A 15,684-nucleotide genomic window follows, 5' to 3' on the forward strand; every position below is an offset into this window, starting at 1 on the left:
ACCCCGGCCTGCCCCAACCGCTCAGCACGGATGCTCCCGCAGTGCCCCGCCGGCATACAGCTCCGCCGTGATCGTGTGCCCGTGATCGCTCTTGCGGACAACGACTCGATGGGCAATCGCGCTGACCATCCCCAGCCCTCGCCCGTGCTCGGCGTCCTGCTCCTGGCGCTCGATCTTCGGGGCCGTCTCCGTCCCGCCGTGGTCGGTCACGGACAAGGCGACGACCTGAGGCGACACCGCGAGCGCCAGATGGAAACTTCCGGCGTCCAGCCCACTGGCCGTATGCAGCACCGCGTTCGCGCTCAGCTCGCTCACGATCAGCTCGGCGTCGTCGACGAACGGTGACCCGCGCAAAATGTCCCGCGTCCACCGCCGAGCCCGACTGACTTCCTCCGGAAAACCTGGGCAACTGAGCCCCCAGACCTTCACCGGACTCATATACTCGTGCATACAAGTTCCTTCGTGCTGGTAGGCCGCCATGTGCAGCGGGTTAGAGCTAGATGAGTTTCACGCCGTCATGGGCGCGAACGGCAGGCGGAGACGCCGAGTCCAACGCGTCCAGAACACGGATCGCGTACGCCTCATCGGCGAGCCCGGAGACTTCCTCACGGGTGACCCAACGCAACGCACGGGTCTCGGCGCCAGTAGTAGGAGTGCCATCGGTCGCCTCGCACCGGAACACCAGCGAGACGATCAGCCCGGTCATGTTCTTGTAGACGCCAGTCAGCGTCGCAGGGAGAGCGATCTTGATGCCGGTCTCTTCGAGAACCTCACGCTGAAGAGCCTCGGGAATCGTCTCCTCGCGTTCGAGGACACCCCCCGGCGGCTCCCACTTCCCGTTGTCCCGCCGCTGGATCAGGAGAGCCCGGCCCTGGTCGTCGACGACGACCCCGGCCACGCTCACGGAGTGCGGACGTTCGGTGCTCACGTACCTCGACCCTCTCGGCTGACTAGGCTCTCCACGGTAGCAACACAGCCAGCCCGCTCGTCTAGATATCTAAAGGAGTACATATGAGCCCTTCCCTCCCTTTGGGCCTCCTCGGCACCCTCGATCCGACGAGTGATCGCGCGGTCTTCCGGCAGATCGCGGACCAACTTCGCGAAGCCATCGACCGTGGCCGCTTCAACGAGGGGGAGAAGCTGCCTTCGGAAGCCGAGTTGGTCGACCACTACGGCGTCTCCCGGATGACGGTCCGCAACTCGTTCTCGATCCTTCAGGGTGAGGGCCTGGTCCATGCCGAACACGGCAAGGGAGTCTTCGTCCGCCCCCGCCCGCCGGTGCGGCGCCTCGCCTCCGACCGCTTCGCCCGCCGTCACCGCGAGCAAGGAAAGTCGGCGTTCATCGTCGAAGCGGACACGGTCGGCAGTCACCCCCAGGTCGACAGCCTCGAAGTGAAGGAAGTCAAGGCCACCCCAGACATCTCGGCCCGCCTGGGCTCCGTACGCCGCGTGCTCTCCCGCTACCGCCGCTACCTCCTCGACGGTCGCCCGGTCGAATTCGCCACCTCGTACCTCCCCCTGGACATCGCACGCGGTACTCAGATCGCCGAACCGAACCCCGGCCCCGGCGGCATCTATGCCCGCCTCGAAGACCTCGGCCACCGCCTGGACCACTTCGACGAAGAGATCCGCTCCCGCATGCCCTCGCCCGCCGAGGTCAAGACCCTCAACCTCGCCGCCGGCGTCCCGGTGTTCCACCTGATCCGCACTGCCTACGACACCGAGGGCCGCGCGGTCGAGGTCTGCGACACGGTCATGGCGGCTGACGCGTACGTCCTGTCGTACCAGCTCCCGGCCACGTAACGGCATGACCGGCGGCGGTGCGTGGAGTCGTTCCTCCGAACTCGTACACCGCAACACGCTTACTCGTATAGACGAGTGGGCAAGTTGTATGGCAGGGTGATCTTCGTGAGCACGAGAGATCGGGTTCGCAAGTCCCATCACGTATAGACGAGTAGATAGGAACGTGCTGTGCGCACCATCCGCGTAGAGACCTCCGCCGCGACGATCCTCCTGACCGAGGCCCCCGAACCGAAGGTCCGCGACCGCCAGACGGGCGAGATCGCCAAGGACGCCGTAAGCGGTGAGGCGCTGATGACGATCGGCGTCGTCTACATCGAGGACGGGGAGTCGTCGCTGATCAAGGTCACCATCCCCGAGGGTGGCGTCTCCGAGGGCCTTGCGCTCGGCTCGCCGGTCTCGCTGCCGGGTCTGATGGCCCGCCCCTGGGAATCGGTGTTCAACGGCCAGCAGCGCCACGGCATCGCCTACCGCGCCGCCGCCGTCACCCCGGCTGCCTTCCCGGCGTCCATGGGGGCCGCTGCCTGATGACCGACCTGACGACGCTCCTGGAGGTAGGTGGCCCGGTCGCCGCACTCGGTGGTGGGGCCGCCTACACCAGGGCCAAGCATCCGGCGGCGTACTGGGCGACGATCGGCGGGCCGATATCCACCGCCCGCCTCCTCACCTCGTACGCGCCGGTCATGGAAGCCTGCGGCTTGACCGTCGCTCCCTCCCGACTCCGCGTCCTCGCGGTCAAGGCCACAACCCGCCGCGAGATACGGCCGGTCCCACCCCGCAAGGGCATCGTCCGTCCCACGGCGACCGGTCTTCGACTCCGCATCCGCCTCGCCCCCGGCCAGGAACCCGCCGACGTCACCGCCTCGGCGGAACGCCTCCGCCACGCCTGGGGAGTCCACGCGGTCTACATCACCCCGGTCAAACCCGGCGTCGTAGAACTCCGCTTGGTCGGCTACGACGTACTACGCCGCGCACGGATGCCCCGCAAAGTGGACGCCGGATTCCTCAAGGTCCCCGTCGCCCTCCGCGAAGACGCCACCCCCTTCGTACGCGACTACCGAACCGTCCCCCACCAACTCACCCTCGGCGCAACCCTCTCCGGCAAGTCCATGTACCTCCGCCACCTGATCGCCGGACTCGCAACCCAACCCGTCGCCCTGGTCGGCATCGACTGCAAACGCGGCGTCGAACTCTCCCCGTTCGCCGCACGCCTGTCCGCACTCGCCACAGACCCCGAAGAAGCCGCCGAACTACTCCCCGCCCTGGTCAAAGAGATGGAGGACCGATACGACCTCCTCAAAACCCGGCAAGGCATCGACCCCACCACCCCCGACGACGAACTCACCTCTGACATCTGGGGCCTCCCCGAAACCGAACGCCCCACGCCGATCATCGTGTTCGTCGACGAGGTGGCCGAACTCTTCCTCACCGCCACCCGCAAGGAAGAGGACCGCCGCGACGAGATGGTCACCCACCTCATCCGCCTCGCCCAACTCGGCCGCGCGGTTGGCATCCACCTCGAAGTCTGTGGCCAACGCTTCGGCGCCGAACTCGGCAAGGGTGCGACCATGCTCCGCGCGCAACTCACCGGCCGTGTCTGCCACCGCGTGAACGATGAAGCGTCCGCCAAGATGGCTCTCGGCGATATCGCACCAGAGGCTGTGTTCGCCGCCTGCTCCATCGCCCCCGAACTCCCTGGCCTCGCCGTCGCGGGCGACACGTCCGGCGGCTGGTCCCGCATCCGCACGCCGTACCTCTCCCTCGGGGACGCCGCCGGGATCTGCCGTACGACGGCTCACCTGGTGCCGGACTTGCCCGCGCTGAAGCCCTTCCTCCCGACTGTCTGACGACCCCTTCCACGGGCCAACTCCCTACCCCGCCATACCCAAAACCCCATGGAGACCTCCGTGTTCTGCGAACACTGCGGCGACACCGACGGCGCCGAGACCGGCGTGGACCACGATGAACGTGACTGCCCTTGGTACGCGTACGCGGTCGACGAAGACGAGTGAGGGCCGTGTCCCGCCCCTTCCGCTTCGACGCCGTCCTCATCCAAGCCGTCATCGCCGGTGCTCTGTCCTTCGCCCACCTCCATGACCTCGCCGAAGCCGCCGGCCAATCCGGCTGGAAGGCGTGGGCCTACCCGATCAGCGTTGACCTGCTCCTGGTCGCCGCCTGGCGCCGACTCCGTTCCGGTACGACGAAGACGTCGGCCTGGTGCTGGTTCGTCACCGCCCTCATTGCGTCGCTCGGTGCGAACGTCGCCACTGCTGGCCTCCTCGACCTCGACGACGTACCGGTCTGGCTCCGCATCCTCGTCGCCGGTTGGCCCGCCGTGGCGTTCCTCGGCGGAACCCTCCTGGTCCACTCACCGCCACCGCCCGAAGCCACCGAGGACCAGGAGGACGCCCCCGAAACCGAAACCCCTGCCACCGAGCCCTCTCCGATCCCACCCGTCCCCGTCCCGGCCGCTCTCGTGGCCCACGCCCGCAAGGTCGCCGCCGAACACCGCACCCGAACCGGCACGCCGATCGACACCCCCACCCTCCGCGCCCGCCTCGGCGTCCCGGCCCCCATGGCCGAAGCCATCACCGCCCACCTCACCCCAACAGAGAGCTGACCATGCCCCACTTCAACTTCACCACCCCCGCCGACTACCTCGACGCCGCCCGAGACATGACGTACAGCGGCCGCCCGACCCTCGCCCGCCTCCTCGCGGAAGCCGCCGCCGAACTCACCTCGAACCCCGCCGAAGCCGCCCGCATCCTCGCCGAATTCCCCACCCCGCAGGAGGCACAGCCCCGATGAACCGCCGCTTCCGCAACGTCACCCGCATAGGCCCGCTCCAGGTCGCCACGTCGTACGACAACCGTGGCCGCGAGAAACACACCGCCGCCTGCACAGCTCCCCGCTGCGGCTTCTCCGCCGACTACGACAGCCGCGCCGCCGCCGAACTCGCCGCCCGAACCCACCAATGCCCCGTCCGCTGAAAGGCCCCCGGTGACCGTCAGTCTCCCGCTCGTCGTCGTCCTCGGCTTCTTCGCCTGGGGTGCGGTCAAGTTCCTCGGCGTCCGCGTCTGGATCGTCGTACTGATCGCCCTGTTCGGCTTCTGGCTCTCCCGCACCTTCCTCGCTCCCGCGATCGAATCCGGCACACGAACCGGCGTGACGGTCATAAACGGCTCACATATCTAGACGAGTAGGTAAGAGGCGCCTGATGTTCCTCCCCAAGTACCCCGACACCCCTACCCCGCCACCCGCACACACCCCGACTACCTCGCCCCCGACCCGACGCACCGCGCTCCCGGCCGTCTCGATCAGCACCGGCGCCGTGGTCGCCGTCCTCACCGGCGGAGTGGTCCTCACCGCGCTCCTGGCGGCCGTCGCCGTCTCGGCGATCTCCGTAGCGATAGCCGCAGTCGTCCTGCGCTCCCTGCTCCGCGACCACCACCGCCGCTGAGCGAAAACCCCTGTTCAAACCCCTGAGGCGACCACGACACCGCCAAGCATCCGGCCGCCCCAGGGCCTCCCACTCCTGACCAAGCAAGCCAGAAGGAGAAGGACCATTTTCACCCGCACCACCCCGCCCCCGCTGGCGGAACTCACCAACCTGGCCGCAGCTGGCACCCTCCCCGCTATCGCTCAACAACTCACCACCCTCGGCGGCTGCACCCACCCCATCCGCCTCGACGGCCACCGCACCGAGTACGACCTCAACCCCACAACCGGCGAGATCGGCGCCGTCCTCCGCCACCTCGACTCCACCACCCTCCCCGCCGGCCAACTCCTCGTCCGCTGCAACAACCGCCGAGTTACCCGCTGCCCGGCCTGCGCGGAGACCTACCGCCGCGACACCTTCCACCTGATCACCGCTGGCCTGCGAGGCGGCAAGGGCACCCCGGCGAACGTCGCCACCCACCCCCGAGTCTTCGCCACCTTCACCGCCCCCGGCTTCGGCCCGGTCCACAACCGCCGCACCGACAACCGCCCTTGCCGCTGCGGCACCCACCACAACCAGGACGACGACACCCTCGGCACCCCCCTCAACCCGGACACGTACGACTACGAGTCGGCCGTCCTCTGGAACGCCCACGCCGGTCTCCTCTGGCGCCGCTTCTCCATCCACCTCCGCCGAGAGATCGCCAAGCGCGCGGGCCTCTCGCAACGCCAGTTCCGCGACCACGCCCGCGTGTCCTTCGCGAAGGTCGCTGAGTACCAGAAGCGAGGCGCCGTCCACTTCCACGCGGTCATCCGCCTCGACGGCCCGAACAACACCCCGCCCCCGCCCTGGGCCACCGCCGACCTCCTTACCGACGCCATCCGAGCCGCCGCCACGAAGACCCGCATCGACGGCCCCGCCCTCGACAACCGCACCCACACCATCGCCTTCGGCCGCCAACTCGACGTCCGCACCATCCGTTCCGCCGACTTCGACGACGGCCAGGAGCTGACCGAACGCGCGGTCGCCGCGTACATCGCCAAGTACGCGACGAAGGGAGCCGAAACCGCGACCGGCGCCCTCGACCGCCCGTTGAAGTTCGCGGCCGAACTCACCCAGCTCGACCTGACCGACCACGCCCGCCGCCTCATCCGAACCGCTTGGACTCTCGGCGCCCGCAAGGACCTCGAACACCTCCGCCTACGTGCCTGGGCTCACATGCTCGGCTTCCGCGGCCACTTCTCCACCAAGTCCCGCACCTACTCCACCACCCTCGGAGCCCTCCGCACGGCCCGCGCGGAATGGCGTCGCGCACAGGCCCCGGCAACCGGCCCCGCCACCGGAACCACGTACGTACTCGCCCACTGGGTCTTCGCCGGAACCGGCCTCACCTCCGCCGAAGCCTGGCTCTCCGAATCCCTCGCCCCCGGAGCACAGGGGGAGGCAGAGCGATGAACGACCGCTACCTCTCCGTGGACCAGGTCGCCGAACTCCTCGGCACGACCACCCGCTTCCCCCGCCGCCTGATCGAGGAACGCCGCATCCGGTACGTGAAGGTCGGCCGGCATGTCCGCATCCCCGCGAGCGCGGTGGAGGAGTACGTCAAGGCGCGCACGGTCGAACCGATCCGCGCCCGCCGTGCCGCTCTGAGGCGGGCCGCCTGATGGCCAACGACAAAGGGAGGCGCCGCCGCTTCGGCGCGATCAGAAAGCTCCCGTCCGGCCGCTTCCAGGCGCGCTACCCCGGCCCGGACGGCGTGATGCGACCCGCGCCAGAGACGTTCGAGACGAGCGGCGACGCTGACGACTGGCTCGCAGAGAAGCAAACGGAGATCCGGCGCGGAGACTGGCGCGACCCGGATGCGGGCACGGTCAACTTCCGTGTCTACGCCGAGAAGTGGGTGGAGGAACGAGAACTCTCGGTCCTCACCCGAGACCTGTACCTCTACCTCCTCAACGACCACATCCTTCCCACCCTCGGCGAATCGGACCTCGACGAGATCACCGCACCCCTGGTCCGCGCATGGCGCACCGAACGCCTCCGCACCACCAAGGCGAAAACGACGATCGCCAAGGCGTACCGCCTCCTGAAAGCCATCATGGAGACGGCCACCGACGACGAACTGATCAAGCGCAACCCGTGCCGCATCAAGGGCGCCGGAAAGGAGAAAGCGGCCGAACGCCGCATCGCCACCGTCCCCCAGGTCGACGAGATCGCCGACCACATCGGCCCGCGCTGGCGCCTCATGGTCTACCTCGGCGCGTACGGCCCTCTCCGCCCAGAGGAACTGGCGGGCCTGCGCCGCCGGGACGTTGACGTACAGGCGCTGACGATCAAGGTCCGGGTGGCCGAACCCGAGCGCACCAACGGACGCAGAGCCCCCGGCGACACCAAGTCGGACGCGGGCGTCCGCGTCGTCCACCTTCCCGGGTTTCTCCGCTCGGAACTCCGCATCCACATGGAGCTGTACGCGGGCAAGGGACCCATGGGCCTGGTCTTCCTCGGCGAACGCGGCGGGGCCTTCCGCCGCAGCACCTTCGGCCGGAAGTGGCGCAAGGCGCGCACCCTCGTGGACCTCCCGGACGGCTTCCGCTTCTACGACCTTCGTCACACCGGGCACACCCTGTCCACCCGGTCCGGCGCGACCCTCAAGGACACGATGGTCCGTGCGGGCCAGTCCTCCGAGAAAGCGGCGATGATCTACCAGCACTCCGACGACGACCGACAGCAGGAAGTTGCGGCCGGTCTTGACGCGACGGTCCGCAAGGCACGCCAGGAAGCTGCTGCCGTGCCAGAACCGGAAACGGCTGCCACTGCCCCCGAGCCTTCTGGCACGGATCTGGCACGCGACAACTGAACCACCACGCACAGCAAAAAGGCCCGGGTCTCTGACCTGGGCCTCAGTGTTGGAGCGGGTGACGAGAATCGAACTCGCACTCTCAGCTTGGGAAGCTGATGTTCTACCACTAAACTACACCCGCACAAAATCGGCCTGGAGAGATCCGGTGACCGACTGCTCCGTCACTCTACCCCATCGAGGGAGCCCGGTGCCGGAGGCAGGGTGGTGGAGGGGTGTCCCGAGGGATGGATCCGTGTGCGTGGTACGGGAGTTGGGGCGTACCGTGGAGACCCGGAAGAGGGTCGAGGAAGTGCGGAGCGCCGCCTAGAGCCTCGTCCCTTTCATCCCGTAATGTGACGCCCGTCGTCACGGCACCCCGCCAGAGGTGACGCGGTTCTTGGGGAAGGGATTCCAGGACTTGATGGAGCGCACCGTCGTCCGATGTGCCGATGGGCACGTGTTCAGCACCGCTTCGTTCCCGATGCAGCAGGCCGACCGGCTCGGCCCCGGCCGGCTCGTCCGATGTCCCCGCTGCGCGCGGCTGCGCAGCGCGGTACCGGTCACGGGACAGAAGCCGGTAGCGCAGAAGCGGGTAGCCCAGAGGTAGTACCCGGGTAGTACCCCGACGCGTGGAGCCGTCCGATTGGGGCGACTCCGCGCGTCTTGCGTATCCTCGGGGGGTGCTTCTCTCAGACAAGGACATCCGGGCCGAGATCGACGCCGGACGGGTACGGATCGATCCCTACGACGAATCCATGGTGCAGCCGTCCAGCATCGACGTACGACTCGACCGGTTCTTCCGGGTGTTCGAGAATCACCGCTACCCCCACATCGACCCCTCGGTCGAGCAGGGGGACCTGACGCGACTCGTGGAACCTGAGGGTGACGAGCCGTTCATCCTCCACCCCGGGGAGTTCGTCCTCGCCTCCACCTACGAGGTGATCAGCCTTCCGGACGACCTGGCCTCCCGCCTGGAGGGCAAGTCCTCCCTCGGCCGCCTCGGTCTCGTCACCCACTCCACCGCGGGTTTCATCGACCCCGGCTTCAGCGGCCACGTCACCCTCGAACTCTCCAACCTCGCCACGCTCCCCATCAAGCTGTGGCCGGGCATGAAGATCGGCCAGCTGTGCATGTTCCGCCTCAGCTCACCGGCCGAGTTCCCGTACGGCAGCGAGCGGTACGGCTCCCGCTACCAGGGACAGCGCGGCCCGACCGCCTCCCGCTCCTTCCGTAACTTCCATCGCACCCAGGTATGAGGCGGGCGGCATGACCGAAGTACGAGAGAACCTCACCTACGACCGTTTCGGCGCCGCCGTCCGCGAACTCGCGCAGACCATCGCCGACGACGGGTACGAGCCGGACATCGTCCTGTCCATCGCCCGCGGCGGAGTCTTCGTCGCCGGCGGTCTCGCGTACGCCCTGGACTGCAAGAACATCCACCTCGTGAACGTCGAGTTCTACACCGGCGTGGGCACGACCCTCGAAATGCCGGTCATGCTGGCCCCCGTCCCGAACGTCATCGACTTCTCCGACAAGAAAGTCCTGATCACGGACGACGTCGCCGACACCGGCAAGACCCTCAAACTGGTCCACGACTTCTGCCTCGACACGGTCGCCGAGGTCCGCAGCGCCGTCATCTACGAGAAGTCCCACTCCCTCGTGAAGTGCGACTACGTCTGGAAGCGCACGGACGACTGGATCAACTTCCCGTGGTCGGTGGAGCCGCCGGTGGTGAAGCGGTCGGGGCAGGTGCTGGACGCCTGAGGTATTACGGGGTTTCCCGTACGGGAACGAGAGGGCTTGGTCTTGTGACCACCACATAGGTTCCCCGGGCTGGTCAGGCAGCGGCTTTTTTGGAGTGTCCCCCAACGGAGACCTTTCTCGCCGCGGATGTGGGCGTTTTCTTTGCGTTCGGCAGCCAGTACGTAGTGGTGGGCAACCCTTGGTAATTGTGAACTGCTTGAAAGGCCCGAGGTGTGCCTCGATCAGGTTGCCCCACGAGGTATAGGTCTAGGTGAAGCACAACTCGGTCGTTTTCGCAGCGACGATGAGTTGGGCTACAAGTGCCCTCTCTGGTCGGAACGCACGGGGAAACCCCCGTCTCCACCATCACTTTGGTAAACTTTGCAATCAGCTGAGCAGGAGTTGAAGCAGATCACTCAGGTTCGACGTAACCACGGCTCGAGTGTGTTCCGAGTGGCGGCGAAGGATGCTGCCCCAGTGTTTCTCTGCGACCACTACGTCGCAGTAGGCTGCTGCCGTGCCTAGAGATGAAATATCATTCAGGTCTCCGATGTGCCAACGGAAACTTTGGTCTTCGTGACCGGACATGCGTAGGCGGCACACCATGCCCTTCGCCGGAAGTGAGAGCATGAAGGAGGTCATAGACTCCTTGGATGCCAATGCCTCACGGGCATCAAAGGAGATCGCAGCAGATACCTTGTTGACCGGATCGATGATGTCGTGTGCCTCTTGGACGAGAACTGCCCGATGGGCCCGGTCGCTGTTGTGTCCCCATTGGCGGAGCTTGGCGGCGGTTTCAAGTTCGAAGTCGAGCTGGCGCTGACTGAATTCCCGAGTTGGCAGAGCGATCCCGTCAGCAGGCAGCTGTTGATCGGGGCCGACGAGCGCTGCGGTTTCGAAGTACTCGAATACTCGGGCGGTACCGAACCGTGCAACAGCCTGTCTTTCTACTTCGGCATTGGTGAAATATGATGCCCCGGACTGGCCAAGAGCGTGCCGGACTCCCCGCCCGAAGGGTTCCGGCGTACGGCTCGGCGCCACACCGGCGAGCGCGCACACGGCCACGTGCACTTCATCCTCCAGGAGGTCCGGAGCCGAGGCGATCGTATGGAAGCGAGAGACCTCGGCCATGAACGCACCGAGCCGCTGGCGTCGACCCGGGTCACGCTGGTGGTATGTCTCCATGTAGTGGGTTGCCGATAGCGGGAAAGAGGCGCGTCCGGTCGCCGAAGCTTCGAGAACAAGGGCAAGCACATCGGCGATCACGTCATCGTGCGTCAGCCCATAGTGCTGGCGAGCGAGCGCAATCCAGTCCCGCTGATCGAGGTAAATCCGTTTGAGTACCATGTTGCCACGCTACGGGTGGGGTCTGACAGCGGCCCTGAGTTGTGGTCGGCTCCGGACAAGTCAAGGCTAAAAGGTGTTGCAGAAGGATCAGTTTGGGCACGCCTGAGTGGTTTTTGACCTGCTGTTTCAGGCTGTCAGGGCGAGGTTGTGCATCGTGGCGACTGCCTGGACAGCGTGGTGGAGGCCGTCTCCTTTCTGGCGGCAGTCGCGAAGGATCTTCCAGTTCTTTATGCGGACGAAGGCGTGCTCGACGCGGGCGCGGACCCGGCGGTGTTCGGCGTTGTCCTCTTCCTGACCGCGCAGGAGGGGGGGGCGGCCGACTCGTCTGCGGTGCGGGACGATCAGGCCGATACCCAGATAGGTGCCGTCCGCGATCACCGCCGTCCCGGCTGCTGTGGCCGGCAGGTCGGACTCCCGCCAGACGTGGGCATCGGCCTTGTTGCCTGGCGCAGGGCGGGCGCTCGCGACGACCAGGCGACTGTCCTCCGCGCCGATGATGACCTGCACGTTCGCCGAGAATCGATAGTTCCTCGAAGATGCCCCCACCTTCCGGTCGCGGACCGGGATCAGGGTTCCGTCGACGATCCACAGTCGCTCCACGCCGGCAACGGGCCGCGGTGCCAGCTCCAGCGCCAGCAAGGGCCGCAGGCGTTGGACGACCCGGCAGACGGTGGCCGGGGAGATGCCGTGGAGCGGAGCGAGCTGCCGCATCGTGAGGTTCGTGCGGTAGTGCACCGCCACCAGCAGCACCCGGTCGGGCAGTGGCAGACACCAGGGGCGGCTGCCGCCCCGCTCCCGCACCACTTTCACCAGCCTCGCGAACCGGTCGATCCGTAAGCCCGTGGACGTCTCCACCCACACTCGCTCAGCCCGTAACGCCGCACCCATACAGGCAAAATGCCCAAACTGGGTCTTCTGTGACACCCTTTAGTCGTCAACTGCCATGCTCGTATACCCCTCCCCGGGGACGACACTTGTGGCGCTGCCATCCGTTGTGCCGATCATGAATGACGCTTCTGCAGCCTCCTCGCCATCGGCAGCCTTCCACAGTGCCCATCTGGCCTGGGCGCCACCGGCGGGAACCGTTCACCTGACGGCGAATGCGGACGACCTCTCCCAACACCATGAGAACTGGCATGGTTGGTTTTCCACCTCGGCCTTGTCCCCGCTTGCTGCGCAACCAGACGCCGCCATCACCCTCAACAGTCGCCGTGGCTACATGCCGGACAGCCCGGAGAACCACCGGCTCGCACGGCTTCTGCGCGACAGCCCCGAGGACTTCGGAGCGGCAGGCACACCAATCGTGCTCGGGGCAGACCACGTCGCTGCCCACCGACACATGTCCGGCGACCGCATCACCCTTCAACTTCACGGCTTGGAATGTATTGACGGCTTCCAGCAACTTGTGACCATCAGCCACAGCAAGCGGGAACTGTCACCAGGCCACCTCGACCGGGCATTCGCGCGAGTCGACGTTCTTACCGGTGATGCGCGCGAACGCGCACGCCGCCTGCACTACGAAACCCACCTCTACGCCAACGCCGCGCGTCCCCAGGACAATCTGTCCCGCTGTCCTCATCTGAGCCGTTGCCGTGAGCAGTTCGGACTTGAGGGCACCCTCTTCGACTGCCGCCGTGGGATCGTGGCGGGCCCTCATTCCTACGGCTACAACATCACAACGGTGTTCCGAGCCCTTGCTTGCCTTTCTTCGTCTCAATACCCAGATCTCGCGCATCTCGTTGGTACCGACGAGGGTCTGGATTTGGTGTGGTCGCACATGGAAGAGTCTCCCTACCGCGACCTCATGCACGACCACGTCCAAGCCTGGAGCATCCAGCGGGCCGTAGAAACCTATGACGTGGCACAAAATGTGGCACAGAGCTTTGACAAGTCAACCATCACGGGACACAAACATCTCATTCGATATGCGCGGCCACTGGTGATCTGGGCTGCAGCCCGCAGCTTGCCACTCCATGAGCTACACAACGGTGGCCGAGACGCACCCAACTGGCATGCCCTGATTCGCAGTGCAGATTTCAAGACCGAGGTCGCCGCCACAGCACATGCACTCGTCATCGCGTATGAGACAGTCCGTCCGAAGAAACCTCGTGAATACAAGCAGTACAAGGGCGAAGTGGAAAACCTCGATGTGTGGTACGAGATCGTGGACCTCATGAGGTCGAAGCGCGAGCTGTGAGCCAGTTGCAGGAACGTCTCTACCTGGATGAAGACTGACACGGCGTCGATGTGCTTTCGCCATGGCGCCGTGTAGCTGGCCTGGCTGGCAAGGAAATCCCGGTCTGTGAGAATGCAATTCCCTTGAGCCAGGACGTGGCTGGACACCACGCCGGCGGTACACCCTGAGTAAGCCCCCGACGCGGCTGCGCTTCGCTGAAGCCTATGCAGTCCCGGAGCATCAGCGGTTCAGTCGTCGAAACCTCTGATGAGCCACAGTGGTGCGTTGTACTGCTCGGGAAAGCTGATGACCAGTAATTGGTGCAGGGCTGAAAGTTGGCCGCCGTCGAGGTTCAGGACCTCTGCGACGCGACGGAAAGTTATATGTGTGACCCCGCGATTCCGGGCTTCGGCCTCGAACGCGGCAAGTTGAGGTGACACCTTCTCTGGATTCAACTCCGACCGTGGTTTCTCGGCGAGCCGAGCAGCCTTGTTCCGTTCGTAATCGATCTCCGAGAAACCGCAGATCTCGCGGCTCAGGAATTCCGCTTCGACGAGGCTCTCTGTCGCCGTGACCGCACGGGCCAACTGGTTACGGCCCAACGTCTCATCCATGTCCACCCTGTGGACTACAGGCCCGTCGTCGGTGAGGGGTACGGGAAGCCCCGCGTCCCGTACCTCGCAGGTACCCCGTACGCCGCGCGTCGTAGCCGCGAGCATCCCCGTCGCCTCGGACGGGTGCCACTCCAGCACCGGGGCGACCACCTCCACGTCCCGGGCCGTGAAGGTGTGGACGAGAGGGCCGAGCACGCCTCGGAGGTCGTCGAGCGGGAGTTCGCCGTCCAGGCCGGGGCCGGCGACCAACAGGCGTACGGGTGCGTCCACTTGGGAGCACGCCGCCAGTACGAGGGCATCGGCGAGCGGACTCTTGAGCGTGGGCTCGTCGCCCTTGGCCAGGATGTCCCCGCCGACGTCCAGGAGGTCGACCGACTCCGGGCTCAGGTGGTCCATCAGCTCTTCGAGCTGGCGCCTGATGCCTGCGGCGCCGTGGTGCGGGTCAATCAACGCGAAGGTGTGCGGCAGCTCCGCCGCGAGTCTCGGGAGCGTGGAGCCTGCGGGGGCGATCGGGCGGGCTGTGGCCGGCGTCGCTCAGACGGACGGCGTGAGTTGTTCGAGGCCGGTGAAATCGTCCGCTCCTCGCGGGCCCGGAACCGGGTCGATCAGGAGGCGGTCCCACGAAAACGTGAGGATCACCGCGTGGTCCCCGCCGCCGTGGAGGGCGGTGTCGAGCATGGCGGCGGCGACCGCGTCGCCCCCACCTCCTGCCGCGACGATCAACCTCGTCATGCGTCCAGCCTACGGGTCGGGTTCGAAACTCGGTCACCCTATAGTGGCTAGAGGCCATAGCCACTTGAACGTACGTGTGACCAAGGGGAGTCCATGCCGCAGATCGAAGAGGCTCAGCCGAAGTATCTGCAGATCGCGCACTACATCCGCGACCAGATCCTCCGGGGTGACCTGCGGCCGGGGGACGAGGTCCCTTCGGAACGGCAACTCGCGGCGAACTGGAAGGTGTCGCGCCCCACGGCCGCGCGGTCGTTGCAGGCGCTGAGTCATCAAGGGCTCGTCGAGAAGCGTCAGGGGTCCGGCACGTACGTACGGAGTCTCGAAGTCAACCGACGGGCGCGTGAGTTGTACGGACGGGCCCGGCAGACCGGGAAGATCTACACGCCCGGAGAGTACGCGGTGATCACGTCGGCGGGCTGGTCGGAAGCGCCGGCCTACGTCGCTGAGGCGCTGGGCCTGTCGAAGGATCGTCGGGCTGTGTGCCGACGCTGGGTGACCAACAACCAGGACGGCCCGATGACCCTGTCCACGTCCTGGTTCGCTCCGGATGTCGGGCAGAGGGCTCCCCGCCTCACTGACCTGGAGCGGATCCAGGAGGGGACTCTGATGTACGTCGAGAGCGTGACCGGTCGGCGGGGAAGTTACGCGGAAGACCGGATGTGCGCTCGACAAGCGACCGGCAACGAAGCAGCGGACCTTCAACTGGAGCCAGGTGCAGCGGTCTTGATCGTCCACCACGTCGTCTATGACCTCCAGGACCGGCCGCTGGAGTTCGCCGAAGCGACCTACCCGCCCAACCGCTGGGCTTTCGAACAGGGCTATCCACTCACCTGATGACTTGGCAGTTGCGCCGAACCGCTTGCAGGGCTGAAGTGGCTAATGCCGCTATCCAGTAGGTGGCTAAGGCCACTTGAACGGAAGGGGCATGGCTCCAAGGCCGACGGCTGGGCCCGCGCTCCGCGAAGCGACGTTGCTTCGACTGCGGTGGCACCGA

The 15,684-nt window shown here is 66.3% G+C and carries 20 protein-coding genes, 1 tRNA gene and 1 pseudogene; 16 read left to right on the top strand and 6 right to left on the bottom strand.

Annotated features, from left to right (window positions below; all coding sequences use genetic code 11):
• Positions 1–21: 21 nt before the first annotated feature.
• Positions 22–450: an ATP-binding protein gene (locus tag ACLZOT_RS20625; RefSeq protein ID WP_416970451.1), complete on the bottom strand. Its 429-nt coding sequence runs from the start codon at positions 448–450 to the stop codon at positions 22–24.
• 46 nt (positions 451–496) lie between these two features.
• Positions 497–904 (bottom strand): NUDIX hydrolase, encoded by a 408-nt coding sequence (locus ACLZOT_RS20630; RefSeq protein WP_416970655.1) that lies wholly within the window; start codon positions 902–904, stop codon positions 497–499.
• A 107-nt stretch (positions 905–1,011) separates the two neighbouring features.
• On the opposite strand from ACLZOT_RS20630, the gene ACLZOT_RS20635 reads away from it, so the two are divergent.
• From ACLZOT_RS20635 to ACLZOT_RS20685, 11 genes are all read left to right on the top strand, one after another.
• On the top strand, positions 1,012–1,803 hold the full coding sequence (locus ACLZOT_RS20635) for a GntR family transcriptional regulator (RefSeq protein WP_416970452.1): 792 nt from the start codon (positions 1,012–1,014) through the stop codon (positions 1,801–1,803).
• Between the two features lie 168 nt (positions 1,804–1,971).
• A complete protein-coding gene (locus ACLZOT_RS20640; RefSeq protein WP_416970453.1) occupies positions 1,972–2,328 on the top strand; it encodes a hypothetical protein in 357 nt (118 codons plus the stop codon).
• Entirely contained in the window at positions 2,328–3,647 is a 1,320-nt protein-coding gene (locus ACLZOT_RS20645) for an FtsK/SpoIIIE domain-containing protein (RefSeq protein WP_416970454.1), read from the top strand. The genes ACLZOT_RS20640 and ACLZOT_RS20645 overlap by 1 nt, the downstream gene beginning before the upstream one ends.
• Positions 3,648–3,817: 170 nt before the next feature.
• On the top strand, positions 3,818–4,420 hold the full coding sequence (locus tag ACLZOT_RS20650) for a DUF2637 domain-containing protein (RefSeq protein ID WP_416970455.1): 603 nt from the start codon (positions 3,818–3,820) through the stop codon (positions 4,418–4,420).
• 2 nt (positions 4,421–4,422) lie between these two features.
• Positions 4,423–4,608: a hypothetical protein gene (locus tag ACLZOT_RS20655; RefSeq protein WP_416970456.1), complete on the top strand. Its 186-nt coding sequence runs from the start codon at positions 4,423–4,425 to the stop codon at positions 4,606–4,608.
• Positions 4,605–4,790 (top strand): mobile element transfer protein, encoded by a 186-nt coding sequence (locus ACLZOT_RS20660; RefSeq protein ID WP_416970457.1) that lies wholly within the window; start codon positions 4,605–4,607, stop codon positions 4,788–4,790. Before ACLZOT_RS20655 ends, ACLZOT_RS20660 begins: the two co-directional genes overlap by 4 nt.
• A gap of 10 nt (positions 4,791–4,800) precedes the next feature.
• Positions 4,801–4,995: a hypothetical protein gene (locus ACLZOT_RS20665; protein ID WP_416970458.1), complete on the top strand. Its 195-nt coding sequence runs from the start codon at positions 4,801–4,803 to the stop codon at positions 4,993–4,995.
• Positions 4,996–5,017: 22 nt separating this feature from the next.
• On the top strand, positions 5,018–5,260 hold the full coding sequence (locus tag ACLZOT_RS20670) for a SpdD protein (protein WP_416970459.1): 243 nt from the start codon (positions 5,018–5,020) through the stop codon (positions 5,258–5,260).
• Between the two features lie 132 nt (positions 5,261–5,392).
• Positions 5,393–6,694, top strand: coding sequence for a replication initiator (locus ACLZOT_RS20675; RefSeq protein ID WP_416970656.1), 1,302 nt, complete (start codon positions 5,393–5,395; stop codon positions 6,692–6,694).
• A complete protein-coding gene (locus ACLZOT_RS20680) occupies positions 6,691–6,903 on the top strand; it encodes an excisionase family DNA-binding protein (RefSeq protein WP_416970460.1) in 213 nt (70 codons plus the stop codon). The genes ACLZOT_RS20675 and ACLZOT_RS20680 overlap by 4 nt, the downstream gene beginning before the upstream one ends.
• Complete coding sequence (locus tag ACLZOT_RS20685; protein WP_416970461.1) at positions 6,903–8,096, top strand: tyrosine-type recombinase/integrase; 1,194 nt, start codon at positions 6,903–6,905, stop codon at positions 8,094–8,096. The genes ACLZOT_RS20680 and ACLZOT_RS20685 overlap by 1 nt, the downstream gene beginning before the upstream one ends.
• Before the next feature lie 50 nt (positions 8,097–8,146).
• On the opposite strand, the gene ACLZOT_RS20690 is transcribed toward ACLZOT_RS20685, so the two are convergent.
• Positions 8,147–8,220: transfer RNA gene (locus ACLZOT_RS20690), tRNA-Gly, on the bottom strand.
• A 279-nt stretch (positions 8,221–8,499) separates the two neighbouring features.
• Between ACLZOT_RS20690 and ACLZOT_RS20695 the strand changes: the two genes are divergently transcribed.
• The 3 genes from ACLZOT_RS20695 to ACLZOT_RS20705 all read left to right on the top strand — a co-directional run bounded on the left by ACLZOT_RS20695 (position 8,500) and on the right by ACLZOT_RS20705 (position 9,842).
• Entirely contained in the window at positions 8,500–8,685 is a 186-nt protein-coding gene (locus tag ACLZOT_RS20695; protein WP_079057021.1) for a hypothetical protein, read from the top strand.
• Positions 8,686–8,758: 73 nt separating this feature from the next.
• Positions 8,759–9,334, top strand: coding sequence for a dCTP deaminase (gene dcd, locus ACLZOT_RS20700; protein ID WP_355877563.1), 576 nt, complete (start codon positions 8,759–8,761; stop codon positions 9,332–9,334).
• Between the two features lie 10 nt (positions 9,335–9,344).
• Positions 9,345–9,842, top strand: coding sequence for a phosphoribosyltransferase (locus ACLZOT_RS20705; protein WP_416970462.1), 498 nt, complete (start codon positions 9,345–9,347; stop codon positions 9,840–9,842).
• A 366-nt stretch (positions 9,843–10,208) separates the two neighbouring features.
• Here the strand turns inward: ACLZOT_RS20705 and ACLZOT_RS20710 are convergent, their stop codons facing one another.
• Complete coding sequence (locus ACLZOT_RS20710; protein ID WP_416970463.1) at positions 10,209–11,168, bottom strand: hypothetical protein; 960 nt, start codon at positions 11,166–11,168, stop codon at positions 10,209–10,211.
• A 126-nt stretch (positions 11,169–11,294) separates the two neighbouring features.
• Entirely contained in the window at positions 11,295–12,056 is a 762-nt protein-coding gene (locus ACLZOT_RS20715) for a transposase family protein (RefSeq protein ID WP_416970464.1), read from the bottom strand.
• 88 nt (positions 12,057–12,144) lie between these two features.
• Here ACLZOT_RS20715 and ACLZOT_RS20720 point away from each other — a divergent pair, with 88 nt between their 5' ends.
• On the top strand, positions 12,145–13,365 hold the full coding sequence (locus ACLZOT_RS20720; protein WP_416970465.1) for a hypothetical protein: 1,221 nt from the start codon (positions 12,145–12,147) through the stop codon (positions 13,363–13,365).
• Positions 13,366–13,592: 227 nt separating this feature from the next.
• Here the strand turns inward: ACLZOT_RS20720 and ACLZOT_RS20725 are convergent.
• Positions 13,593–14,690 (bottom strand): annotated as a pseudogene (locus tag ACLZOT_RS20725) (DUF1152 domain-containing protein).
• Between the two features lie 93 nt (positions 14,691–14,783).
• Here ACLZOT_RS20725 and ACLZOT_RS20730 point away from each other — a divergent pair.
• On the top strand, positions 14,784–15,524 hold the full coding sequence (locus ACLZOT_RS20730; RefSeq protein WP_416970466.1) for a GntR family transcriptional regulator: 741 nt from the start codon (positions 14,784–14,786) through the stop codon (positions 15,522–15,524).
• The last annotated feature ends 160 nt before the right edge of the window (positions 15,525–15,684 follow it).

This window comes from Streptomyces sp. 4F14 (genome assembly GCF_048159485.1).
Classification (GTDB): domain Bacteria; phylum Actinomycetota; class Actinomycetes; order Streptomycetales; family Streptomycetaceae; genus Streptomyces.